The organism is Legionella pneumophila subsp. pneumophila str. Philadelphia 1 (assembly GCF_000008485.1).
In the GTDB taxonomy this organism is placed as follows: domain Bacteria; phylum Pseudomonadota; class Gammaproteobacteria; order Legionellales; family Legionellaceae; genus Legionella; species Legionella pneumophila.
This window is the reverse complement of the sequence record NC_002942.5, coordinates 1898619-1922828: the sequence shown is the minus strand read 5'-3', so window position 1 is coordinate 1922828 and position 24210 is coordinate 1898619. Positions and strand designations below refer to the sequence as shown.

Sequence of the window (24210 nt, the reverse complement as noted above, 5' to 3'; positions counted from 1 at the left end):
AAAACTAATTAAAAGGTTGTAGTGATATATTTATACAATAAATGTTTAAATTTTTTAAAGTTTGTAGTAAACTATTTGGTTATTTAATTACTGGAGTGAGATAAAAATGCCTCTATCCATTGTGCAACAGTCATTAACCTTTGACGATGTTTTGCTTGTCCCTGCCCACTCAACTATTTTACCCAAAGACGTTTCATTGAAAACCAAATTAACCCGTGCAATCCACCTTAATATGCCTTTAATTTCGGCGGCAATGGATACAGTGACCGAAGCGAGGTTAGCTATCGCTTTAGCACAGGAAGGTGGTTTGGGGATTATTCATAAGAATATGAGTATCGCTGATCAAGCAGAGGAAGTCAGAAGAGTAAAAAAATTTGAAAGCGGTATGGTGAAAGATCCTATTTCAGTAACTCCCGACTTGACAGTTAAAGAATTGCTTGCAGTCATGACAAAATATAATTTTTCAGGGGTGCCTGTGGTTGATGGTAAGCATTTGGTAGGAATAGTAACCAGTCGAGATATTCGTTTTGAAACCAATATGAATTTGACTGTGGCGCAAGTAATGACTCCCAAAGGGCGTTTAGTTACTGTAAAAGAAGGAGCGAGTAGAGAAGAAGTCAGAAGTTTGCTCCATAAGCACCGAATAGAAAAATTATTGGTAGTGAATGAGAATTTTGAGTTACGTGGACTCATTACAGTAAAAGACATACAAAAAGCAAAAGACAACCCCTATGCTTGTAAAGACAGTTTTGAGCAGCTAAGAGTTGGGGCTGCTGTTGGTGTTGGTGAAGGGACTGATGAGCGAGTTGCAGCTCTGGTTGAATCCGGAGTTGATGTCATAGTAGTGGATACAGCGCATGGTCATTCTCAGGGCGTATTAAATCGCGTGAAATGGATTAAAAAGAATTATCCTGATGTACAAGTCATAGGTGGTAATATTGCAACCGCTGCCGCCGCAAGAGATTTATATGAGGCGGGTGCTGATGCAGTAAAAGTTGGAATTGGGCCAGGATCAATTTGTACCACTCGCATAGTGACCGGTGTTGGTATCCCGCAAATTAGCGCTATAGCAAATGTGGCACAAGAACTTAAAGGGATAATTCCTGTGATAGCCGATGGAGGAATACGTTTTTCTGGTGACGTTTGTAAAGCGTTGGCTGCCGGTGCTGATACTGTAATGCTTGGCAGTATGTTTGCAGGTACGGAAGAATCTCCTGGTGAAATTGAATTATATCAGGGGCGTACTTATAAAAATTACAGAGGTATGGGATCCATTGGAGCCATGTCATTAGCTCAGGGGTCAAGTGACCGCTATTTTCAGGATGCTTCTCTTGGTACAGAAAAACTGGTTCCCGAAGGCATTGAAGGAAGAGTACCTTATAAAGGACCGGTTCAAACAATTATTCATCAATTATTAGGTGGTTTACGCTCCTGTATGGGCTATACCGGTTGTGCTACTATTGAGGAATTGCATTCTAAAACTGAATTTGTGCAAGTGACTAATGCTGGTATGCGTGAGTCACATGTGCATGATGTGAGTATTACTAAGCAAGCCCCCAATTATCAGGTGGATAATTAATAATGAATGATTTGAAAAAAAGCCCATTATTAATATTAGATTTTGGTTCTCAATACACCCAATTAATTGCAAGACGCGTTCGAGAAATGGGGGTTTATTGTGAAATTTATCCTTATCATATTAATCATGAACAATTTAAGAAATTAAATCCCTGCGGTGTGATTTTATCAGGGGGTCCTTCGACAGTAACGCATGATGCCAATCCCAGGGCTCCTCAATGGCTATTTGATAGTGGTTTGCCCTTGCTGGGTATTTGCTACGGGATGCAAACCATGGCTGTACAACTCGGTGGCCAAGTGCATTCATCGGCGTTAAGAGAGTTTGGGTATGCCGAGTTGCGCTTGCATGGCCATAGTCAATTATTAAATAATATCGAAGATCGCATCCTGGCGGATGGCAGCGCACTATTGGATGTATGGATGAGCCACGGAGATAAAGTTACCGAGTTACCGCCAGGATTTAAAATTATATGTGAAACACGCAATGCGCCAATTGCAGGTATGGCTGATGAGAGTCGTCAAATGTATGGTTTGCAATTTCATCCAGAAGTTACTCATACCTTGCAAGGTTTAAGAATTTTACAACGTTTTGTCGTAGATATTTGTAAAGCATCAACAGACTGGACTCCAGAGCATATTATTGATGAAGCCATTAATAAAATCAGAGAACAGGTAGGAACTGAAAAAGTTTTACTGGGCCTATCCGGAGGCGTTGACTCTTCTGTTGTAGCCGCATTGCTGCATAGAGCCATTGGAGAGCAACTGGTTTGTGTTTTCGTTGATACGGGTTTACTCAGACTTAATGAGGCGGAGCAAGTGCTGAGCATGTTCGGTCGGCATATGGGAATACGCATTATTGCAGTCAATGCCGAAGATAAATTTTTAACTGCTTTGAAGGGAGTAACTTGCCCAGAGGAAAAGAGAAAAATTATTGGGCGTACATTTATTGAAGTCTTTGATGAGGAAGCACAGAAACTGACTGAGATAAAGTGGCTGGCTCAGGGCACAATCTATCCCGATGTCATCGAGTCTGCAGCAACAAGTACTAATGATGCGGCTGTGGTCATAAAGTCTCATCATAATGTCGGTGGCTTACCAGATACATTAAATCTTAAACTGCTGGAACCTATTCGTGAGCTCTTTAAAGATGAAGTACGTCAAGTAGGTCTGGAATTGGGACTCCCACATGATATGGTCTATCGGCATCCCTTTCCTGGACCTGGATTGGGTGTAAGAATTTTAGCGGAAGTAAAAAAAGAATATGCGGATATATTACGTAAAGCCGATGCTATTTTTATTGAAGAACTGCATAACGCGCAGCTTTATCATAAAATCAGCCAGGCATTTGCTGTTTTTTTACCAGTAAAGAGCGTAGGTGTGATGGGGGATGGACGCCGATACGATTACGTAATTTGTTTAAGAGCTGTTGAGACAGTTGATTTTATGACAGCACATTGGTCTCAATTGCCCTGGGATTTTTTAGGAAAAGTATCCAATCGAATTATTAATGAAGTAGAGGGAGTATCACGTGTCACTTACGATATTTCTGGCAAGCCACCTGCTACCATTGAATGGGAATGATTGATAAATTTTGGATGCAACTGGCTTACGAGCAAGCGGTTATAGCTCGTAATGAAGGAGAGGTTCCTGTTGGGGCTGTGTTGGTTAGCAAAGACAATCAATTATTAGGCGTTGGCAGAAATGTCATTGAAAAAAGTCATGATCCTTCTGATCATGCTGAAATCAGGGCAATACGACAAGCCTCGAGAAAGTTAAATAATCATAGATTATTGGATACAACGCTTTATGTTACTCTTGAGCCCTGTGTGATGTGTGCGGGACTTATGGTTCACGCACGCATCAAACGGCTGGTATTTGCTACCCGAGATTTTAAAACAGGGGCAGCTGGCTCAATGTTTAATGTTTTACATGCTCTAAACCATTCGGTATTAATAGACGAAGGCATTATGCAGGCTGAGTGTTCTCAATTGCTGTCAGATTTTTTCAGAAACCTTCGCTAGTAATTTATCTTGGCATATTTCTTAATACTTGCTTTTAGAAATTTCCAAAATTAATTTTTCTTTTAAAATTGTTTTTTCCTCATGATTCAGGGAATAACCTGTCTGGTTGGAGATATAAAACATATCTTCTACCCGCTCACCAGCTGTAGCAATTTTTGCATTATGTAAATGAATGTTTAGTGTAAGAAACACGCGACTTATAGTCGCCAAAAGTCCAGGTCTGTCATTGGTAACGAGAAATAGTTGGGTTTGATGATTCGTATTGTCATCAATAAAGTTAATTTGTGTTTTGACATTAAAATGAGTCAATGCTCTGGATAATCTTCTGCGAGAAACAGCTGGGAGGCGTCCTGTATTGGCCAGATGATCACATAGACTTTTTTGGATGTCTCTGGCACGTTGTTCATTCAAAAAAGCCTGATTGTTTTCATCTAAAATAATATAAGTATCCAGATCAAATTGATTATCACAAGTAATAATTGCTGCTTCCTGTATAGTAACGTGATGATTGCTCAATACTGAAGTGGTGATAGTAAATCTCTCATCTTTATGTGGCATGTAGATAAATACTTCAGTTCCACCCTGACTGTGATGCGGCATAATTATTACCACTGGAAATTGTTTGCTGTTCAGTATGGCCTTGGTGTGTCTGGCTATTACCTCAGGAGATTCATGAAGAAAATATTTTCCCTTAAATTGACCCCATAAATCCTGTATGACTCTGAAGGATATCCCATCTGAAATTAATATATCCATAGCGTATTGTTTACGAATGGATATCAGAGCTGCTTCATCAAGCAACTCTTGTTGTTTATGAAGTCTTGTTTTTGCTGCATGATATAATTCTTTAAGTAATGAATCTTTCCAGGCATTCCAAAGAGTAGGATTTGTACCGCAAATATCTGCTACTGTGAGTAAATAAAGATAATCCAAATACCTTGCATGAGGCAGAAGTTGGCAGAATTGCTCAATTGTTTTAGGATCATAAATATCTTTACGCTGAGCAGTTTGTGACATGAGTAAATGGTAGCGAACAAGCCAAACAATCAATTTGCTATCTTCTGCCTCCATATAGTGGCGTTGTGTAAATTGTTGTGCCTCAATTGCTCCTAATTCAGAATGATCTCCTCCCCGACCTTTGGCAATGTCATGGAATAAAGCGCCGAGATACAAAATTTCAGGTTTCTCTAAAGCAGTAATGATTTTGGCGCATAAAGGAAATTGTTTAGCATATTCGTTCTTTTTAAAGCGAGATATATTACGGATCACAAACAGTGTATGCTGATCAACAGTATAGGCATGGAATAAATCATACTGCATTTGTCCAGTGACTGTAGCAAAACAATCAAGATAGTGCGCTAGAACACCATATCTATTCATTCTTTGTAATGCATCGTATGGATCATTACCAGTTCTGAATATGTTGATAAATATATTAGCGGTTTCTTTTGATTGTCTAAAGCGTTTGCCCATTAAAAATAATGATTCTCTTATTAGTCTGATTGTGCTTGCCCTTACTCCTTCTATGTCAGGGCGTTTAACAAGCCAATAGAATAGTTTTAATATAGATTGCGGATTTTGTTTAAATACACGGTTATTGCGTACTTCAATGAATCGGTTTGACAGTTGAAATTCATCATCCAGACGAATAATTTTTTGCTTTTGATGATAGACTATGGTTTCATTGAACCATTGCAAGAGCATTTCATTCAGCTCTCTATTGCGTTTGATGACTTTAAAGTAGTCTTTCATAAATTGCTCTATGGCCAAGATATGAGACTGATCTTGATATCCAAAAAATTGAGCTAATTTAACCTGATAATCAAATGACAAGCGCTCCTCAGGCTTTCCTGCTAACATATGCAAAGCAAATCGAACGCGCCAAAGAAAGTTCTGGCAGTATTTTAATTCTTCATACTCTTTATCAGTAATAAAGCCGTAACCGATTCCCTCGGCTAATTTTTTAATTTTAAAATGGCGTTTGCTGATGCTTAGCAAAATTTGCAGGTCTCTTAATCCACCTGGACCATTTTTAATATTAGGTTCAAGGTTGTAGGCGGTTTCTCCATACTTTGCATAACGATTTTGCTGTTCCTGAAGTTTGGCAAAGAAGTATTGATGGCTAGGCCACATGTGCAAGGTATGTGTTTGGTATATTAATTCCTCCATTAAGGCACCATGCCCACACAGTAAGAACATATCCATAATGGTAGAAATTACGCTCAAATCCTGACTGGCCAAATTGGCACATGAAGAAACAGTGGTAATTTGATGGCTTACCTCCAGCCCCACATCCCAACAATCCTGGATAAATTTTTGTGCGCGTTGTAATTGGATATTGCTTACTTTTTCAGTGTGCAATATTAACAAGTCAATATCTGAATGGAGTTGAAGCTCTCTACGCCCGTAGCTTCCAAGAGCCAGGAGACAAAAATTATCTCCAAAGTGTAGCTTATTTTTAATAAATAATTGAATTAAAATAGTATCAATAAATACAGCAAGCTTGCGTGTGATGGAGGTAATATTAGTTTTTTGGCTAAAGTCCTTGCACAGCTTCTCCTTGAACTGTTTAATCGTATTTTTTATGATGCGATTATCGTTCTTCATTACGTAAAGTCAGAATTTCAACACCTGTATCAGTTACCAAAAGTGTGTGCTCCCATTGAGCTGAAAGACTATGATCTTTGGTAACGACAGTCCAATGATCTGGTAATAGCCGAGTATGATGTTTCCCTATATTAACCATCGGCTCTATAGTAAAAGTCATCCCTGGTTCTAATTTCATCCCTGTTCCGGGAACTCCATAGTGAAGCACTTGTGGATCCTCATGAAATACACGGCCAATTCCATGTCCGCAGTAATCGCGCACCACAGAGCAACGATTTTTTTCTGCATGTTGCTGAATGGCATGCCCTATATCGCCTAGCTGGACACCGGGTTTAACCATATCAATTCCAATATACAAGCACTCATGTGCTATCTGCACTACATGCTTGGCCTTGACAGAAGGGGTGCCTACAATAAACATTTTACTGGTATCACCGTGGTATTCATTTTTTATAACAGTGACATCAATATTGATGATGTCTCCATCTTTTAAAGTTTTTTTCCCTGGTATTCCATGACATACCACATGATTAATTGAGGTGCAAATTGATTTGGGGAAACCGTTATAATTTAAAGGGGCGGGAATAGCCTTTTGTACATTAACAATATAATCGTGACAAATAGTGTTTAATTCATCAGTTGTAATGCCAACTTGAACATAAGGACCAATCATCTCAAGTACTTCGGCTGCCAGTCTGCCAGCGACACGCATTTTTTCAATTTCATCAGGAGTTTTAATTGTAACGCCCATTATGGTTTATCCAAAATCATAAATGTTAGCACATGGGTAAGAGGGGCAACAATACTCTTCAATCAGCAAAATAATAGATTTTCAATGAAAATCACATGTAAAATAGAGTAAAAAATACTCTAATAGAGTATAATGGCTCCTTAATGATTATTTTATATGATTTTTTACAAGAGAGCAGTGTTATGCCAAGAAGCAAGAATGATAGCAAACTTAAAAAGAAAAGTGCCCTTCAGTCAAAGTTTAAAGAACAGCAATTGAATCATGGTAGTAAAGAGCACAAATCTAAATTTAAATTTTCCCAAAGAAAGGCAAAGAAAAAAGGACCTGGGATGACACACCTCCCAGGTAATATTTACACGCTGTTTACTCCTGTCAATGGACCGAAAAGCAAGGATGAATGGATTGACACGAGCAAAATTATGCTTGATTTACATATTGATAACATGTCAAGCAGCGATTACATTCCATCTGCTATAGACAGAACTGATCTTGTTATGGTTCAGTCTGTCCATTTACTCAGAAAAACCGGCGGACGAGGTTTATTTGCCAGGGAAGATATCCCAAAGGGGACTTGTATTGGTATTTACACAGGAGAAGTATATTCTGAACAAGAATTTGAACAATATCTAAAGGAACATGTTGGTTCTGATAAAAGTTACGCGATGTATGTTGGGGGACGGGTAATTGATGCAGCAAGAAAAGGTAATTTGACTCGTTATATCAATTTTTCGGATAGTCAGGATAATGCAGAGTTTGTTGAAACTACATTGAATCGCAAGAAAGTAGCAAAAGTTATAACCACTAAAAACATCAAGGCAGGACAACAACTATTAATCAACTATAATACCTACGAAGAGCAGGCCTCCAGGTATTATTACTTTCTTAATCCTGGCGATGGTTGGCTATCGGCACAAGAATTTTATCAAACTTATCAATCTCAGTACCGATTAGAACAAATGCCCTATAATTTGGAAGGATTTGATCTTAAAGCAGGGGATAGAGTTTTAATGACTCAAATAGGACGGATAATTTTAGCTAACTATTCTCTTGCAAAAGAACAAGAATTAAATGCCTCAGATATCGATTTGCCATTTTTAAAAGTGGGTTCTGACGAAAAAATATTAGATTTTGATGAAGCGGATACATTCACCCCTTTGATGGCTGCCTGTTATCTTGGACAAGTTGAAAATGTAAAATGGCTTATTGAACATGGTGCTAATATCGATCAACAGCAAAGTCATTCTGGTCATTGTCCTTTGAGTTTGACATTGAAAGGATATTCTTTAGCGAAGGATACCCAAAAATACATTGATATCATTCAGCTATTGATTAAAAATCAGGTTAATCTTTTAGTGCATGACCGATCAGACAAGACTTTTTTACATAATGCCGCATTAGTACTGAATAACCTTGATTTTCAATCTGTTGTAAAATTTTTAATAGGACAAAATCCTATTGATATCAATGAATACTTTACATACATCGATGAGAATGATTTCGATATCGTCATGCATTGTTATAACAATAAATTATTTGATAAAGCTCTTGTTTTATTGGCTTTTTATCCGGATTATTTTAAAAGAAATTATATGAGTGATAATGAAGGGCATAATCAATTTAATATCAATGCTTTTAGAAAAGCGATAAAAGATTTTAACTCAAATGAGCGTAGTATTTTATTAATGCAGCTCAGGGAGAGCGGTTTGCATTTGCCTGAAGACTTGTTAGAGCAATTAGGTATTATGGATTCAAGTATCACACTTGAAAGCAAGTTTTTTTGATTTGATATTTCCTGTTTACATATCTTATATCAGAAATTCCCAGCTCTCTATTAACTCGTGTTATATGAGAGCTTATACAGTCCAAATTGAACCTGATTGGGGCTGTTTGAACTATGAATAGAAAAACAACAATAAATAAGAAATTGACACATATCTTTGCATAATGTTAACATTATGAACTTTGCTTAATATTGTTTAGCAAAATTTCGATGTGTCTTCTCTATAAGGATTGCCTAGAGGACTGGCTATTTCTAGTTTCATGAGGAAACGGGTGCGTCGCTATGAAGAAAGTATCACTTTACTCAAGGCGATGTTCCGACTTCCATGTTTGAAATTTTCTCCTTAATTAAAGTGACAGTGGTTATGCAATCTTTTTGAGAGGAAAATAAAATGCCAGTTCGTTATTCAGGTTTTGATTATGATGGTTGCGTCGGTGTTACCAATCTAATAAATATCGTTGCACAAAATCCAAAGCTTGCCCAAAGAATTCGAGAAACTTCAAACTACTATACTAAAGAAGTCGCGCTAATTGCTTCGAATCGGCAAAGTGATCGCGATGATAAGCGTAATGCTCGCTCCAATGGCAATGGTTCTTGTTTTATCCAGATTCAAAAACTGTGCACCGACTTAGGCATGGAATTTGATCCGTTTTTATTAGCTGATGCATACAATTTGGTGCCAGCAGGTACTAGTCTCCATGAGGCAACGAATCCTGCAAATGGCGCAAAAATTCAAAACGGCTGGTTACATGATAAATCGAAAGCTTCGCTTGTGTATGCACACATGCAAAGAGCTTCTTCCTTGGAGGCTAGAGAGCAGATTGATTATTTTTTTTATGATGATCGAGAAGATATACTTGAAGGTTTGTATCAATTTTTCTCAGCAAATCCAGAGCTTATTCCATCTAACGTTACAATGCATTTAGTTAAATATGCCTGTAGCCGTGAAAATGTCCATACCATGGACAATTACAAAATTCCTGTTCAGGGAAAGGGCTTTACTAATCCTGACTATGTCAAAACAATCAAAGCGTTTGGCGATAAAGCTATTGAGAATGCAAGAGATGTTTATGACATAGATGGAAAAGAAATTAATGCTGCAGGAGTTCGTCAGGCAAAATACAATTGTAATTTTGAATTTGAAGCCAATAAGTTACAACCAATGAAGTTTGTTAATAATTTTAATTCTCCCGCTGAATTAATTAAAGCTCATGAACAGGCTATAGAGAAAATAAAGCTTGGTGCATTTGAATTGTATAAAGCAAAAATCAACGTTATCACTACGTTATCAAATGAACAAAAAGTCTTTTTAATCAGAGCGAAAGCCCAGCAATGGAATCTCCTGTGTGATGAAGGACAATGGAACAATCCAATTTTTACTTTGCAGGCGATAATGGCTGAGAAAAGCGATCGCTTTTTCTTACCCCAATATGCGTTTACTGCGAAAATGTTAATCAAAAACTATCAAGAAGCTAGAGAAAACAGCAAGGATGGCAGCCGCTTTTGGGAGCAGATTAATGCGTTTATTAAAAGTATGAATGCTTTAAAGGATCCAATGAGAAATGCTCAATCTATTTTCGAAGTGTTTAAGAAAAACAGTTATTCCGTTAAAGCTGTAGATGGGTTTGTGAAAAAAGTTGTCGAAGTGATGAACGCTTTAATGGACAAATATCCTCAACGCAGCACAACAGAAATGGTAGCATGTATGCGTATTCTTGAGTCAAATTTGCAAAAGATGGTTAATTTCTTTTCTCTTGTCGATCGCCTAATTACTATCTATCGAGGTTGCACCACTGCTGGTCTAAATTTTAATAAAATTCTGACTGTTGTACGGGAGGCTCTTGAAGAAATGAAAATGATAACAGACAGTGGTGATAATTACTCTACCACCTTGATTGATTTAGACAAAGTGATAACCGCAGCAAATAATCGGCTGGAAAGCCTCACTTATCCTAAAGAATACTCAACAAAAAATTTCCATTCACAAGAGTCTTATAAAGTTGTAGGCGCATATTTGTGCATGCAAAGTCAGTTAATTCAAAAATTAGACACTAAAGCTTCTACTGCATTGGCCATTTAATTTCATTTTGTTCTTTTTGAAAAAAGGCATGCTAGTACATGCCTTTTCACTATTCTTGTTTGATTATGTTGGGTTTGGACTATCCCCTGTATGCCTGCGATTTTCTCGTTGTTCACTTCGCTTGGCAAGCACTTCATCCATTCTGCTTTCGGATAATTGTACTTTTTGAAACCAAAAAGTGCCGTATGAAGTAGCAGGAGTTTTATATTTAATAAATTCTTTACCATTCACCAAATTTACAGATTCTTTTGTAAAGTATTTACCATTATGATCTGGATTATACTGAAGGAAGAGTTCATCTCTATAAGGTGGTTTGTGCCTATAAATAGTGAAGTCAGGCAGGGAGATTTCTTTTTTTCTACCTTTGTTGTACTGCAGAGCGTCTTTAACTAAAGCCTGAATATTAATTCGTGGTAACTTTCCATTCGGATCAACAAAATAGTCGTTCGTATTGTCTTTTTCTGTAATTTGCTTAAATTCCATCCCTTTAGGAATACTTAAAAAAATCATATGTCCTCTCATAATTGGGTTTCTTTTTTATTCTGCAACAACAATATTGCTCATCGCCGATATAGGTTGTTCTAAATTGGGTCATAAGTCAATAATTGTAGCAAGTGTTTTGCAATGAATTTGTAGTAAAGCTCCATGCTACTCAGTGTAAGGGCAATCAATATGTGGGTCTGGATGTGCATAAAATTTGAACTATAATTTAAATGAAATATCAATCAGGATAACCGTCATTCCAGGATTTGTTATGAAACCCAAAACAAAGAAGAATATGGCGAGAACTATAATATTTGCACTTTGCATCATTGCCAGTGCAGCTGCTGCAGCATGCTATGGGTTAGCATACTGAGCGAAATATCATCTGTTTTTTAATGGTAGAGAGAGAAGGTTTGCCCATTTTTTTGCGTTCAGAAAATATTGTTCAGGAAGCAACAGTGAGAAAGATCATAATTACAGCAATGATTATATCTGAAGAGTTGGGATAGATTGGTACCGAATTTTTTATTATCGGTACCAATCAGGTTTTACATATTCTTTTTGTATTGTGATTTTTGTTCGTTCGTTAGCTGATTGTAAATTTGATTTTTCATCATTACACGATTTTTTAGCATAGTCCCTGTTATTTTATTTCTTTGGTTGATTAAACTATCCAGCTTGGCTTCATCAAGCTTCTCATTTGCAATGAGCGCATTGATTTGTTCTTTGATCGCTTTAAGTTGTCTATAATTTTCTTTGATTGATTTTTGGGCTTGTATTTTGATTGTTTTGATTTTGGTTTTTTGCTCTTGAGTTAAATTAAGCTGACTGAGTATTTTTTTGTGATCATGGCAATGACAAGGCTTTGTTTGTGTAGCTTCGCTTGAGTTGGCAAAGACAGGCTGACCAAAGGTAAATATCAAGGCGAGCGTGGCTAAACAGATAGATTTTTTACTCATTATCGTTTCCTCTTAAATGTTATCGTTAATAGGATTCTCCTGAGTACAACATTTTTAAAACTTCCATGCTGATAGCAGTATAAATCAAAATGTACAAATTAATATAGACTTATTTCCTAATAGGCTTTGTCTAATTACTGTGGTCATACATAATGATTTGTACATGACATATTTTTGTCATGTACAGAGAGCAATGTTAATTTGATTGCTGAATTGGCATGAATATGTTATAAATACCGCGCTTTAAATACACACACGTTTCGTCACATGCGATAGGGTCCCTTGGTGGGTTTCGTATGGGAAGCGTGGAGGCTTAACCCTGGAGATATATATATGAATAATGTTAGTATGCGTGAATTGCTCGAAGCAGGTGCTCATTTTGGGCACAGAACACGTTTCTGGAATCCAAAAATGAGTGAATACATTTTTGGCTCAAGAAATAAAATCCATATCATTAACCTTGAAAAAACATTACCCATGCTGAGTGACGTAACGAATTACGTTAGTCGATTGGCAGCAAACAAGGCAAAAATTCTTTTTGTAGGCACTAAAAGAGCAGCTCAAGACAGCATTCGAGAGCATGCAAAACGATGCGGGATGCCTTATGTAGACCATAGATGGTTAGGAGGTATGCTGACCAACTATAAAACAGTCCGTCAATCAATATTCCGTTTAAAAGAATTAAAAGAAATGAAGGAAAAGGGATTGTTTAATGACATGATTAAGAAAGAAGCGCTAATGCTGACAAGAGAGCTTGAAAAACTGGAGCGTAGCCTTGGTGGAATCGAGAACATGGGCGGCCTACCTGATGCGTTATTTGTGGTTGATGTTGGTTTTGAACATATTGCTGTTGAAGAAGCGCGTCGATTAAGAATTCCGGTAATTGGTGTTGTTGATACCAATAATAGCCCTGACAACATTGATTATGTTATACCAGGCAATGATGATTCTATGCGTGCTGTGGACATTTATGTTCGCTGTGTCGCTGATGCTATTTTAGATGGTAAAAATAGCAATACTGTAGGAAGAGTATCATCTGATTCAGAGTTTGTTGAGGTTACTTCAAATTCTAATGAAGAAGAAAAATCCGGAGAATAATTACTATTTGAATAAAGGGGGCGTTAATTTAATAAGCCCCCTTTTTGCTATGTGGAGAAATCAAAATGTCAACAATTAGTGCTGCATTAGTAATGCAATTGCGTGAGCGCACAGGCGCAGGTATGATGGAATGTAAAAAATTTCTAATAGCTACTAACGGTGATATCGAGCAAGCAATCATTGAAATGCGTAAAGCTGGCCAGGCAAAAGCAGACAAAAAGGCAGATAGAGTTGCAGCAGAAGGTATAATTGTTATTGCACGTTCTTCTGATGAACGTACAGCGGTAATGCTTGAGATTAATAGTGAAACAGACTTTGTTGCACGAGATGAGAATTTCACTAATTTTGCAAATGCTGTTGCCGATGTTGCATTAACCAGCCTTCCAAAAAACATAGAAGACTTGTCCAATCAGGCATTATCTTCTGGTGCTACTGTTGAGCAAGCAAGACAGGAGCTGGTTGCTAAAATTGGTGAAAATATTAAATTACGCCGATTGGAAAAAATGCATTGCGACGGTGTAATCGGGTATTATTTGCATGGTTCGCGTATAGGAGTTATGGTCGCATTAAAGAATGGAAGTGAAGCATTGGCTAAAGATATTGCCATGCATGTTGCTGCCAGCAAACCGATGGTGGTTAGTCGTGATCAGGTACCAGCCGAAGCGATTGAAAACGAAAGAGAAATATTCACTGCTCAAGCAAAAGAGAGTGGTAAGCCGCAAGAGATCATTGACAAGATGATTGATGGGCGAATCAATAAATTTATTGATGAGGTAAGCTTGTTAGGACAACCTTATGTAAAAGATCCTAACATTAAAGTGGGTCAACTTCTAAAAGAGAAAAATGCTGAAGTAATATCCTTTGTTCGTTATGAAGTAGGGGAAGGAATAGAGAAAAAAGAGGACAATTTTGTTGAAGAAGTGATGGCTCAGGTTCGTACATGATGAATGAAAGTCAACCTAAATTAAAATACAAACGCATTCTGCTTAAATTTAGTGGTGAGGCGCTGATGGGGAAATCTCAATTTGGGATTGATCCTTCAGTTCTTGACTCATTAGCTCGAGACATAGCAGAATTAATTCATATGGGTGTGGAAGTTGGTTTGGTTTTAGGTGGAGGTAATCTGTTCAGAGGGAAAGCACTCTCTCAGGCGGGCGTAGGACGAGTGACAGGAGACCATATGGGGATGCTGGCCACTGTTATGAATGCTTTGGCACTCCGTGATGCTTTGGAGCGAATTGATCTGCCTGCTCGTATTATGTCAGCTATTCCAATGCTTGGGGTAGTTGACCCATACCATAGAAGAAAAGCTATCACTCACTTGCGCAATGGTCAGGTGGTGATTTTTGCAGCTGGAACAGGAAATCCCTTTTTTACAACAGATACTGCTGCTTGTTTGAGGGCAATTGAGATAGGCGCAGATATTGTTTTAAAAGCAACTAAGGTGGATGGAGTTTATTCTGCTGACCCACTTAAAAACTCTGATGCAAAGCGTTATGATTATTTGACTTACAAAGAAGTTTTAACCAAAGGTTTGGAAGTGATGGATTCCACTGCAATTTGTTTGTGCCAAGATCAGGGAATGCCTTTACAGGTGTTTGATATGGCGGCTCCTAAAGCATTAAAACGAATTGTAACTGGAGAACGAGTAGGAACTATAGTCGGAGCTAATCATGATCAATGAGATTAAGCAAGATTCAGAAAAACGCATGAAAAAGACTATTGAGGCTTTGCATACGGATATGTCAAAAATCCGTACCGGCAGGGCGAATGCCAGTCTTTTAGATCATGTCATGGTTGATTATTATGGAAGTCCTACACCTTTAAGCCAGGTTGCCAACATCACTACCAGTGACTCCCGAACTATTTTAGTTACACCCTGGGAAAAATCTATGGTCGCAGCTATTGAAAAGGCTATACTAAACTCTGATTTGGGTTTGAATCCTGCAACTGCTGGAACAGCCATTCGAGTTCCGATGCCACCTTTAACAGAGGAACGCAGAAAGGAATTGATTAAAGTTGTTCGCCATGAAGGGGAACAAGGAAGAGTTTCAATTCGAAATATCAGAAGGGATGCCAATAATCAGCTAAAGGAACTTGTTAAAGAAAAAGCAATTTCTGAAGACGATGAACGACGTGCAGCAGAAGCGATCCAAAAGCTGACTGATAGATATATTTCTGAAGTTGATGCAGTATTAGCCGAGAAAGAAAAAGATTTAATGGAAATTTAAGGTATAGATGTTACTCCTTTTATATAATAGAGCTATAGTTCTTGTTTTTAGTACAAGAAAAAACATACTCTAATTATATAATGCTAAATTTTTGTCATTCCCGACCGTGCGAGAATGACAAAAATATGCTCAAATTTATAAAGTATATCACGGGCATAATCGACTAAAATAGGAATGATCTTGCCTTGACTTTTAGCATATTTGTTTCATTTTTGTTCATATCTCTTCAGTACCAATAAATTGGTTAGGGTATTTCTATAATTAAGCATCAAGATAATGGTCTATACGCTTTAATTAAAAAGTAAAAAACTATTTCAATTGGCAAAATATCTCATATAATCCTAAGATTGCTTTAGCAATAATAATTTGGGGATGTGATGAAAAGGAATGCATTGATTATAATGTTAGTTTATTTAACAAGTACTCCAGTTTTTGCTAAAAATTTAGGAAAATATACTTACGAAATTGCCTGTAAAAATTGTCATGCCCCTAATTTAGCCAAGGCTATAAAAGCCCCTCCTGCTTTTGATAAAAAGGCATGGAAGCTGCGATTTAAACAAGCAAAAATAGAAGCAAAAAATAATCCTTCACAATTTGAAAGCGCAATGGATTACCTGCTGTACAATGTCAAGGTGGGTAAAGGGTTGATGCATCATGGCGGTTTATGTAAAGAGGCAGATGTCCCTAATACCGATTGCTCTGATGAGGCATTAATTGAAGCGATTAATTACATGCGAAAATAAGATAAAATATTTAAATACATACCAGCTTTTGGCTGGGTTTCATTTGTAAATAAACTATTGTTTCCTTTCAATGAACATTAATATTCAGCAACATAACCCCAATCTTTTACCCATGTAATTTTTTTTATTTCATTAGTATTCCTGACTTGTTTAATAAACAAGTCTTTGTTGTCATTTTTGGAGGCAATGACAACAATATTGGCACATTTTTTTATTGGAATAATGATATTGGATGGAAATTGTTTCTTGATTAGTTGGACCAGAGCCCATTGTTCTTGGGAATTTGCTAAGTTAACAGCTAAAAATCCATCGTCAGTTAATTGTTTTTTACAATGAATGAAGAAATCCATAGAATGACACTCATCGGGAAAATGTGTTGCGTCATATAGATCAAGAAGCATGTGCTGAAAAGTCTTTTTGTTTTCACGTACAAAATCTCGGGCGTTTTGGTGAGTAATGGTGAAATGAGGAATTAAATCTGTCATGAAAAATTTTTTGGCAATTTGAATCACTTCTTCACTACTTTCCACGGCAACGATAGAGCGTATGGTTTTTTGTGCACCCAGCAGGTGAGCGATTCCTGCTCCTCCAAGTCCTAATAAACAACAATCATTAGGAAATTTTCGCGCCATAAGTGTCAGAATTTGCAGATAATGTAAACCAGGCCTGCGAGGTATATAACGGTTAATTACAGTTTGCCATGCTTCGCTACCTAAAGTAAGCCAACGGTACAACAAATTTTGATAGACTTTATATCCTGACGGTGAAATATAGATACATTTGCCGAATTTTGTTTTCCACATGACTCGGATACTCAAGATTGAAAGGGATATATTGAGCCTAATTTCAAGATCTGAGTTAATTCATCCAATGCATCCAGACATTCATATAATAGTTGCGGATCAGCTAAATCGGGGATTTTCAGTTCAGTTCGGTAATATTTTAAAACCCATTTATCTAAAATATCTAACAAATCATTATCAATTAGAATACCTTGGTGCATTGCTTTAAGCTCGTAGTCATTCAAAGGAACTCGCAAGCGTAAACAGGCTGGTCCTCCGCCATTACGCATGCTTTGTTTCAGATCCAGGTAATACACTGAGTTAATAGGGTTTTGAGGATCGGCGACCAATCCATCAATACAAGTTTTTACTTTAAGGTTTGCCTGACATTCAGCAGGGGCTATTAAAATCATATTCTTCTGATCAGGCAGGGTAATCAATTGAGAATTGAAAAGATAGGTATCAACTGCTTCACTAACGCTGATTTGTTCTTTTGAGATCTGAATTATTACTAAAGGAAAATCGGCTTTTTCTCTTAATTGATCCAAAACATAAGCCTGATTATAAAAAGCTTCTTCATGAACCAGAAATACATGTTCATTAGCAACTGAGATGACATCATTATGAAATACACCTTGATCTATTGCTAATGGATTTTGACAGGCAAAGATTACTCGTTCAGGATTTAATAAATGGTTGCGAGCGATGGCTTCTGACGCTTCTTTAGTTTGCCGAGCAGGGTATTTTATTGGGCTCTGTTCGAATTGATGATTTCCCAGCACTTTTTTACCGTATACAAAGAGATTAATCCCTGAGTGCGCATGACTTTGACATAAGCGATTATGATTAGCTGCTCCCTCATCGCTTGTGCCCATTGATTTGGGTAACAGAGGGTGATGATTAAAATAATCAGAATTGGAAAAGATAAATTCCAATAATTTTTTTGAAAAATCAGCTTCCTGGTGACGATGCAAATTGCTGATTAAATTGGCAGCAGTGAAATGTACTTTGTTGTCTTCAGTATCCACGCTTGCAGAAACAGTTGCTGCATTAGCTGTCCACATACTTGAGGCAGAGTAGCAGGCACTAAGCAATTCGGGCGCTGTTTTATAGGCTTTGTTTATCTGCTCACTGGGAGTGCCTTTAAATCCCAGTTGATACAGTAAATTCAAATTAGGTCGTTGATGTGGGGGCAATAGGCCTTGCTTTAACCCCATGTTATAAAGTTGCCGCATTTTTTCCAAACCTTGCCTTGCTGCAGCTTGAGGGTTGGAAATAGATAAAGCATTATTTGTAGAAGCTATATTACCCGAGGAGAGCCCTGCGTAATGATGAGTTTGACCAACAAGCCCATCCATATTCAATTCATAAACATTCATAATAATTACTCCAATACCAGACCTGGCAATCGTTGCACTGGAGTTGTTAACAGAGGTTGCTCCATGCTTGCTACAGGATAAGCACAATAATCAGCAGCAAAATAGGCGCTTGGTCTATGATTTCCACTGCATCCGACACCACCAAATGGAAGGCTACTGGCAGCACCCGTGGTTGGTCTGTTCCAATTGATTAGTCCGGCACGAATATTTTGATAAAACTGCTGATAATGGTCTTTATTATCGCTGAGTAAGCCTGCTGACAAACCATAACGTGTCTGATTCGCTAATTGAATTGCCTCATCAAAGTGATTATAACGGTAAATTTGTGCAAATGGCGCAAAAATCTCTTCATCTGGCGGGTTCTTGGCGCGAGTCATATCAATAATGCCAGGAGAAACAAGTCCCGTGTACTCAAGAAGAAGCGACATCGGCAGAATGATTTCACCCCCCATTTCGATTAGTTGCTTCTGAGCGTGTAGATGTTTTAATGCTTGAACATGGCTAATAACAGGCCCAATAAAAGGCTCTGGCTGACTATCAAAGGATCCAATTCGCATTAATTTACAAGCCTTGGCAAAGCGTTCTAAAAATAGATCGCCTGTCTGGGAGTCAGGAATTATAATTCGTCTCGCACATGTGCAACGTTGTCCTGCAGTGATCATAGTTGAAAGGATTGTATGGTATACAGCTGCATCAATGTCTTTCACTTCATCGATGACTAAAGGGTTATTTCCGCCCATTTCCAAAGCTAAAATAACTTCGGGTCTATTACAGAATTGTTGGTGTATACGCAACCCTGTTGCATAACTCCCGGTAAAATAGACGCCTTGAATATCTTGAGACAATAGGGTATTTCCACAATTTGCATTACCCTGTAGACAATTGATAACTCCGGGAGGTAAGCCGCTATCGTGCCAACATTGGATGATCAATTCCGCTACTGCTGGAGTATGTTCACTTGGTTTATACAATACCGTGTTCCCTGCAAGGAGGGCAGGGACAATGTGTCCATTGCTTAAATGGGCAGGGAAATTAAACGCGCCTAATACTACAACAATACCATGCGGTTTAAAACGGAGGCAGGCATTAGCTTCTGCAGTTTCAGTTTGTTTTGGCCAGGTTCTTTCTTGATAAGCCTGAATTGACAAATTTACTTTGCCAATTACTGAGCTGACTTCAGTTTGAGATTCCCATAATGGCTTTCCTGTTTCTAATGAAATAAGTCGTGCCAGTTGCTCACGATTTTTTTCTACTTGTTCCACAAAAGCCTTAGTGTAACGAGCCCTTTCCTCAAAACTGGTATTAGCCCAGGATTTCAGTGCGCGATGCGCAACGTAACAAGCGTTTGCAATTTCTTCATCTGTAGCATTATTCCCTTGCCAAAGCAAAGTTCCGGAGGCGGGGTTTGTAGACTCCAGAATGAGACCATTTCCCTTTATCCATTCTCCATTAATATATTGGCCTTTACTCTGTATGATTTGTAATTTAGACATCATTATTCCTTGGTTACAATGGTGGAGTATCTTCTGTACGTATGGGTGATATACGTAGACTGTCTCCTTGTTTTACATCAAGCAATTTTGCTGTTTCCTTGCTAATAATGCAGGTGTTTTCTCGTTCATTAAAAACAGCGTGGCTAATTGTTGCTCGAAAATCCATTTGGGTATTGGCGAGTAAATAGCGATTGCTACTGCTCGCTTCATCACTGATGTTTTTAATAACCATGATCCGGCTTAAAGAAATGGTTTTAATTTCTAATAATGGTGATTCGATAGTAGGCCCGGCATCAAAAATATCAACGTAGTTGTTATAACGAAAGCCTTCTTTTAAGAGAATATTCATGGCAGGGATAGTCGATTGATGTGGTTTGCCAATGACTGCTTGCGCCTCTGGCGAAAGGAGTTTGACATAGATAGGATTGCGGGGCATTAAATCGGCGATAAATTGTTTGTTCGTCGCTAGTGTCAGACGATCCGCTTCTACAAAAGGCATATGAAAAAAATTAGCTCCAACATTATCCCAGAATGGCGAGTTGCCTTTATCGTCAGAGATCCCACGCATTTCGGCGATGACAATCGGGGCGAAGCGATGAGGATATTGTGCCATAAATAAAAAGCGTCCTTTCGAAAGCAATAGGCCATTGTTATTTTTTCTGTAATCAGGATGAAGAAACAGAGTACATATTTCTGTGCGACCTTGATTGTCATTGACTAAACTTAATACTTCATAATCACTGCGTATGTTGAGTGTGTGACAGACTCTGGTTCTTTTAGAGAGTTTATAAGAATAAAAAGGTATTTCATAACCTGTTCTTGCTTCTATAGCGGAGGTACCGACAATTGTATTATTTTTTTGTTCTTCCAGGACAAAAAAATAATATTCACAGCCAGGGTTAGTGACATTTCTTTGATAGGATTCGCAAGACCATTCCAAGCGTTTTTTTAATAATTCTTTATCTTTAGGGAGCGTTGTCATCCCAACACCACTGATTTCTGCCAGTTGATGGATCGCATCCAAGTCAGAGTCGCGAGCGCTACGAAATAACATCATTTTATTAGATCCTCTAAACCACCCTGTGCCAAATCTATCAGAAGAAGCGCGCTAAGTGCGGCGCGCTCTGATAAGCTATCAAGCAATATATATTCATCTGAACTGTGTATATTGCCTCCCCGAACACCTAGAGTATCCAGAACAGGCAAGCCATAGTGAGCCAAATTATTACCGTCGCAACAACCTCCACTGTCTTTCCAGTCAATAGTTAAGCCAAGCGCCTCTCCAATTTTTTGAATCCGATGAAAAAGTCGTTCTGTCCCTGCGCAGATACGCTTCACAGGCCGTCCAAAGGTGCCATGCACATTTAGGGAATAATCAGGTCGCTCTAATTGTTTGATGATTTTATTTAATTCATTTCTTACCCAAATTTCATCTTCTGGCAGACTAATTCGGATATCCAACTGAGCTACTGCCTTATCAGGAACAACATTCAGCGCTTCTCCGCCAGCTATTTTGCCTACATTGATTGTTACTCCATTTTTTTGCCCATTTAAGGCATGAACAGCCGTAATTGCTTCAGCAAGATAGCATATGGCGTTCCTTCCTTCATCAAATGCCCGGCCAGCATGGGCAGCTCTTCCTGTTGCTACCAGTGTTAGTTTTCCACTGCCTTTGCGGTTTTTTGCCAAAGTACCATTAGGTGTCATTGCTGGTTCATAAACCAAAGCGGCCTGATAGCGATGTGCCAATTTATTGAATAAGGAACCTGATGTAGGTGAACCAATTTCTTCATCTGAATTAATTAACACATCCCAACCCATATCTTCCGCAAATCTGGTGTTTTCAAAGGCCGCTAATGCGTGCAAGATGACGATTAGCCCGCCTTTCATATCAGCAACCCCCGGGCCATTGATCTGATTAGCATCCAGGTAACTTAATTTTTGAAAAGGGTTGCTGGCGGAATAAACCGTATCCATATGCCCACTTAGCAGAATTCGGCGTTTTAAATGAGGACGTTTGCTAATGAACAATACATCCCCACAGGATTGCATAACTGTGTTTCCAGTCATGTCAATCACAGACAAAGGCGGTAATGTTATTAATTCTGTGGTATCAGCGATCGGTTTGAAAGCTGAACACAACGTTTCAGCCATGATGGCCAATCCTGTCAAGTTAGTTGTTCCAGAATTGATTTCACAAAATTGATGGAGTTGCTCCACCATAGTTGCCTGGTGATTATCTATTAAATTGATTATTTCCTTATATAATTTAACCATGGCTCTTTAGTCTTACACTAAATCCCCAACAATAACGTAATTTGAGTATTGGCGTCAATTCAGTTTAGTCGTCATATGAAACTCTCATTATTGTCGGAACTTTACAATGGGCTACTTTAAAATTAAACTTGAATTTTGATTCTAAATTCAAGTTTAGGGGAGTATATGTCTCATGGTGGTGCACGAGCAGGCGCTGGGCGCCCTCGTGGGCAAGGTAAATATGGAGAATCAACCAAATCAGTCCGTATACCTGAATCTCGTATACAGGATGTGATGAAATATCTTCAAGGAGAAAAGGAGTTCCCAGCGATTCCTTTATATACCAGTTCTGTAAGAGCTGGTTTTCCTTCTCCGGGTGATGACTATATTGAATCCATGCTGGATTTGAATGAGTACCTGATCAAGCATCCTGCATCCACATTTTTTGTACGAGCTTCTGGAGAATCCATGATAAATGCCGGTATTTACTCCGGTGATATTTTAATCGTTGATCGTGGCATAGAGGCTACTCATGGAAAAATTGTAATCGTTGCCCTGAATGGCGAATTGACAGTAAAACGTTTATCCCGTCAACATGGGCAAGTTAAGTTGCTGGCTGAAAACCCTGATTTTCCTCCCATAGATATTACAGAGGAATACGATATGGTGATTTGGGGAGTCGTCACTCATGTTATTCATACGGTATTGTGATGTTTGCGCTGGTCGATTGTAATAATTTTTATGTCTCGTGTGAGCGTTTATTTAAACCAGCCTTAGCGAATAAACCCATTTTGGTCTTGTCTAATAATGATGGTTGTGTGATTGCGCGATCTAATGAAGTAAAAGCTTTGGGTGTTCAAATGGGAGTGCCTTATTTTGCAGTCAAAGCATTATGTAAGCAGCATAAAGTGCATGTGTTTTCATCCAATTACACATTGTATGCTGATATGTCACGCCGGGTTATGTCAGTTCTTGAAGACAATTGGCCAGCAATAGAGATTTACTCCATTGATGAAGCTTTTCTTGATTTGAATACTTTGCCCCAATCTGAACATGATGAGTTTTGCCGCAAGTTACAAAAAATTGTTTTGCGCCATACCGGTATTCCCGTATCCATAGGCATAGGGGCAACCAAAACCCTGGCTAAACTCGCAAACCATATTGCGAAAAAGGAATTAAGAACCCCTGTATTTAACATTGAAAATCAATATCATTGGCTAGCTAAAATAGTTGTTGGCGAGGTATGGGGGATAGGACGGCAATGGGGTAAAAAGTTAGTACAACAGGGGATTTATACAGCTCATGACTTGGCTGGTATGGATTTGCAATTAATTAAAAAATTATTTAGTGTTGTATTGCAACGAACAGTGCTTGAGTTGCGTGGGGTTTCATGTGGCAGTTTACAGGATTTTGAGTCAAGAAAAAGCATAATATCTTCCAAATCCTTTGGTTCTATGCAAACAGAGTATTCTGCTCTTGCTCAGGCCATCAGCAGCCATTGTGCCAGAGCTTGGGAAAAGTTACGTCATCAAAAATTGATGGCATGCCATCTTTCCATATTTATCAAAACCAATCAATTTCGTTTGGATTTGCCACAATATCAGCAAACTATAGGGTTTAAGCTGATTAATCCAACTGATGATCTGCGACATTTGATTCGTTGTGCCAAATTGTGCCTGCGTAAAATATTTCGCTCTGGATTCCATTACCAAAAGGTAGGCGTTTATTTAGGAGATTTAATTGAAAAAAACTGTTTGCAGTTAGATTTGTTTAACCAGGTTTCAGAGAAAGAATTGAATCAGACAGAGCGATTGATGTCGGTATTAGATGAAATCAACACGAAATATGGCCGCCATACCTTGCGTTTGGCAGCAGAAGGGCATGTGAAGCCATGGGCTATGCGGGCGCAGTCCCGTTCTCCTCGCTATACAACTTCCTGGTCTGAATTGCCTGTGGTAATTATTTAAAG

21 protein-coding genes are annotated in these 24210 nt (G+C 38.3%); 12 read left to right on the top strand and 9 right to left on the bottom strand.

Going from position 1 to position 24210, the window contains the following annotated elements; translation table 11 throughout:
- The first annotated feature begins 106 nt into the window (after positions 1–106).
- From guaB to tadA, 3 genes are read left to right on the top strand one after another with little or no spacing between them, the layout of a single operon-like run.
- Positions 107–1579, top strand: coding sequence for an IMP dehydrogenase (gene guaB, locus LPG_RS08630; RefSeq protein ID WP_010947450.1), 1473 nt, complete (start codon positions 107–109; stop codon positions 1577–1579).
- Positions 1580–1581: 2 nt separating this feature from the next.
- Positions 1582–3159: a glutamine-hydrolyzing GMP synthase gene (gene guaA, locus LPG_RS08625; RefSeq protein WP_010947449.1), complete on the top strand. Its 1578-nt coding sequence runs from the start codon at positions 1582–1584 to the stop codon at positions 3157–3159.
- Positions 3156–3599 (top strand): tRNA adenosine(34) deaminase TadA, encoded by a 444-nt coding sequence (gene tadA, locus LPG_RS08620; protein WP_015444424.1) that lies wholly within the window; start codon positions 3156–3158, stop codon positions 3597–3599. The genes guaA and tadA overlap by 4 nt, the downstream gene beginning before the upstream one ends.
- Before the next feature lie 21 nt (positions 3600–3620).
- Here tadA and glnD read toward each other — a convergent pair whose 3' ends face one another.
- Together glnD and map are read right to left on the bottom strand one after the other, a co-directional pair.
- A complete protein-coding gene (gene glnD / locus LPG_RS08615) occupies positions 3621–6206 on the bottom strand; it encodes a [protein-PII] uridylyltransferase (RefSeq protein ID WP_010947447.1) in 2586 nt (861 codons plus the stop codon).
- On the bottom strand, positions 6193–6957 hold the full coding sequence (gene map, locus LPG_RS08610; protein ID WP_010947446.1) for a type I methionyl aminopeptidase: 765 nt from the start codon (positions 6955–6957) through the stop codon (positions 6193–6195). Before map ends, glnD begins: the two co-directional genes overlap by 14 nt.
- Positions 6958–7100: 143 nt before the next feature.
- Here map and ankI point away from each other — a divergent pair, with 143 nt between their 5' ends.
- Both ankI and LPG_RS08600 read left to right on the top strand, forming a co-directional pair.
- Entirely contained in the window at positions 7101–8738 is a 1638-nt protein-coding gene (gene ankI / locus LPG_RS08605) for a Dot/Icm T4SS effector AnkI/LegAS4 (protein WP_010947445.1), read from the top strand.
- 390 nt (positions 8739–9128) lie between these two features.
- Positions 9129–10817, top strand: coding sequence for a lpg1717 family Dot/Icm T4SS effector (locus tag LPG_RS08600; RefSeq protein ID WP_010947444.1), 1689 nt, complete (start codon positions 9129–9131; stop codon positions 10815–10817).
- Between the two features lie 63 nt (positions 10818–10880).
- Here LPG_RS08600 and LPG_RS08595 read toward each other — a convergent pair whose 3' ends face one another.
- The gene (locus LPG_RS08595) at positions 10881–11339 is read right to left on the bottom strand and encodes a lpg1716 family Dot/Icm T4SS effector (RefSeq protein ID WP_010947443.1); all 459 of its coding nucleotides are present in this window, start codon (positions 11337–11339) and stop codon (positions 10881–10883) included.
- A gap of 509 nt (positions 11340–11848) precedes the next feature.
- Complete coding sequence (locus LPG_RS08590) at positions 11849–12259, bottom strand: Spy/CpxP family protein refolding chaperone (RefSeq protein ID WP_010947442.1); 411 nt, start codon at positions 12257–12259, stop codon at positions 11849–11851.
- Positions 12260–12592: 333 nt separating this feature from the next.
- On the opposite strand from LPG_RS08590, the gene rpsB reads away from it, so the two are divergent.
- From rpsB to LPG_RS08565, 5 genes are all read left to right on the top strand, one after another.
- Positions 12593–13357: a 30S ribosomal protein S2 gene (rpsB, locus tag LPG_RS08585; protein WP_010947441.1), complete on the top strand. Its 765-nt coding sequence runs from the start codon at positions 12593–12595 to the stop codon at positions 13355–13357.
- A gap of 65 nt (positions 13358–13422) precedes the next feature.
- On the top strand, positions 13423–14301 hold the full coding sequence (tsf, locus tag LPG_RS08580; RefSeq protein WP_010947440.1) for a translation elongation factor Ts: 879 nt from the start codon (positions 13423–13425) through the stop codon (positions 14299–14301).
- Positions 14298–15041, top strand: coding sequence for a UMP kinase (gene pyrH, locus LPG_RS08575; protein WP_010947439.1), 744 nt, complete (start codon positions 14298–14300; stop codon positions 15039–15041). Before tsf ends, pyrH begins: the two co-directional genes overlap by 4 nt.
- Complete coding sequence (frr, locus tag LPG_RS08570; RefSeq protein WP_010947438.1) at positions 15031–15588, top strand: ribosome recycling factor; 558 nt, start codon at positions 15031–15033, stop codon at positions 15586–15588. Before pyrH ends, frr begins: the two co-directional genes overlap by 11 nt.
- Positions 15589–15965: 377 nt before the next feature.
- The gene (locus LPG_RS08565) at positions 15966–16331 is read left to right on the top strand and encodes a c-type cytochrome (protein ID WP_010947437.1); all 366 of its coding nucleotides are present in this window, start codon (positions 15966–15968) and stop codon (positions 16329–16331) included.
- A gap of 77 nt (positions 16332–16408) precedes the next feature.
- On the opposite strand, the gene LPG_RS08560 is transcribed toward LPG_RS08565, so the two are convergent.
- From LPG_RS08560 to LPG_RS08540, 5 genes are read right to left on the bottom strand one after another with little or no spacing between them, the layout of a single operon-like run.
- Positions 16409–17134 carry a spermidine synthase gene (locus LPG_RS08560; RefSeq protein WP_011946666.1) on the bottom strand — a complete coding sequence of 242 codons (726 nt, stop codon included), beginning with the start codon at positions 17132–17134 and terminating at the stop codon, positions 16409–16411.
- An 11-nt stretch (positions 17135–17145) separates the two neighbouring features.
- On the bottom strand, positions 17146–18492 hold the full coding sequence (gene astB / locus LPG_RS08555; RefSeq protein WP_010947435.1) for an N-succinylarginine dihydrolase: 1347 nt from the start codon (positions 18490–18492) through the stop codon (positions 17146–17148).
- 5 nt (positions 18493–18497) lie between these two features.
- Positions 18498–19985 (bottom strand): succinylglutamate-semialdehyde dehydrogenase, encoded by a 1488-nt coding sequence (gene astD, locus LPG_RS08550; RefSeq protein WP_011946665.1) that lies wholly within the window; start codon positions 19983–19985, stop codon positions 18498–18500.
- Between the two features lie 13 nt (positions 19986–19998).
- Positions 19999–21042, bottom strand: a complete 1044-nt coding sequence (locus LPG_RS08545) for an arginine N-succinyltransferase (RefSeq protein WP_010947433.1) — start codon at positions 21040–21042, stop codon at positions 19999–20001.
- Positions 21039–22262 carry a hydrolase gene (locus tag LPG_RS08540; RefSeq protein ID WP_010947432.1) on the bottom strand — a complete coding sequence of 408 codons (1224 nt, stop codon included), beginning with the start codon at positions 22260–22262 and terminating at the stop codon, positions 21039–21041. Before LPG_RS08540 ends, LPG_RS08545 begins: the two co-directional genes overlap by 4 nt.
- Positions 22263–22427: 165 nt before the next feature.
- Here LPG_RS08540 and LPG_RS08535 point away from each other — a divergent pair, with 165 nt between their 5' ends.
- Both LPG_RS08535 and LPG_RS08530 read left to right on the top strand, forming a co-directional pair.
- A complete protein-coding gene (locus LPG_RS08535) occupies positions 22428–22952 on the top strand; it encodes a LexA family protein (protein ID WP_011946663.1) in 525 nt (174 codons plus the stop codon).
- Complete coding sequence (locus LPG_RS08530; RefSeq protein WP_011946662.1) at positions 22952–24208, top strand: Y-family DNA polymerase; 1257 nt, start codon at positions 22952–22954, stop codon at positions 24206–24208. Before LPG_RS08535 ends, LPG_RS08530 begins: the two co-directional genes overlap by 1 nt.
- Positions 24209–24210: the final 2 nt, after the last annotated feature.

What these genes read in the sequence shown, in the direction of transcription:
- guaB (WP_010947450.1), top strand. Translation starts at nt 107, where the DNA reads ATGCCTCTATCCATTGTGCAACAGTCATTAACCTTTGACGATGTTTTG.
- guaA (WP_010947449.1), top strand. Translation starts at nt 1,582, where the DNA reads ATGAATGATTTGAAAAAAAGCCCATTATTAATATTAGATTTTGGTTCT.
- tadA (WP_015444424.1), top strand. Translation starts at nt 3,156, where the DNA reads ATGATTGATAAATTTTGGATGCAACTGGCTTACGAGCAAGCGGTTATA.
- glnD (WP_010947447.1), bottom strand. Translation starts at nt 6,206, where the DNA reads ATGAAGAACGATAATCGCATCATAAAAAATACGATTAAACAGTTCAAG.
- map (WP_010947446.1), bottom strand. Translation starts at nt 6,957, where the DNA reads ATGGGCGTTACAATTAAAACTCCTGATGAAATTGAAAAAATGCGTGTC.
- ankI (WP_010947445.1), top strand. Translation starts at nt 7,101, where the DNA reads ATGATTATTTTATATGATTTTTTACAAGAGAGCAGTGTTATGCCAAGA.
- LPG_RS08600 (WP_010947444.1), top strand. Translation starts at nt 9,129, where the DNA reads ATGCCAGTTCGTTATTCAGGTTTTGATTATGATGGTTGCGTCGGTGTT.
- LPG_RS08595 (WP_010947443.1), bottom strand. Translation starts at nt 11,339, where the DNA reads ATGAGAGGACATATGATTTTTTTAAGTATTCCTAAAGGGATGGAATTT.
- LPG_RS08590 (WP_010947442.1), bottom strand. Translation starts at nt 12,259, where the DNA reads ATGAGTAAAAAATCTATCTGTTTAGCCACGCTCGCCTTGATATTTACC.
- rpsB (WP_010947441.1), top strand. Translation starts at nt 12,593, where the DNA reads ATGAATAATGTTAGTATGCGTGAATTGCTCGAAGCAGGTGCTCATTTT.
- tsf (WP_010947440.1), top strand. Translation starts at nt 13,423, where the DNA reads ATGTCAACAATTAGTGCTGCATTAGTAATGCAATTGCGTGAGCGCACA.
- pyrH (WP_010947439.1), top strand. Translation starts at nt 14,298, where the DNA reads ATGATGAATGAAAGTCAACCTAAATTAAAATACAAACGCATTCTGCTT.
- frr (WP_010947438.1), top strand. Translation starts at nt 15,031, where the DNA reads ATGATCAATGAGATTAAGCAAGATTCAGAAAAACGCATGAAAAAGACT.
- LPG_RS08565 (WP_010947437.1), top strand. Translation starts at nt 15,966, where the DNA reads ATGAAAAGGAATGCATTGATTATAATGTTAGTTTATTTAACAAGTACT.
- LPG_RS08560 (WP_011946666.1), bottom strand. Translation starts at nt 17,134, where the DNA reads ATGTGGAAAACAAAATTCGGCAAATGTATCTATATTTCACCGTCAGGA.
- astB (WP_010947435.1), bottom strand. Translation starts at nt 18,492, where the DNA reads ATGAATGTTTATGAATTGAATATGGATGGGCTTGTTGGTCAAACTCAT.
- astD (WP_011946665.1), bottom strand. Translation starts at nt 19,985, where the DNA reads ATGTCTAAATTACAAATCATACAGAGTAAAGGCCAATATATTAATGGA.
- LPG_RS08545 (WP_010947433.1), bottom strand. Translation starts at nt 21,042, where the DNA reads ATGATGTTATTTCGTAGCGCTCGCGACTCTGACTTGGATGCGATCCAT.
- LPG_RS08540 (WP_010947432.1), bottom strand. Translation starts at nt 22,262, where the DNA reads ATGGTTAAATTATATAAGGAAATAATCAATTTAATAGATAATCACCAG.
- LPG_RS08535 (WP_011946663.1), top strand. Translation starts at nt 22,428, where the DNA reads ATGTCTCATGGTGGTGCACGAGCAGGCGCTGGGCGCCCTCGTGGGCAA.
- LPG_RS08530 (WP_011946662.1), top strand. Translation starts at nt 22,952, where the DNA reads ATGTTTGCGCTGGTCGATTGTAATAATTTTTATGTCTCGTGTGAGCGT.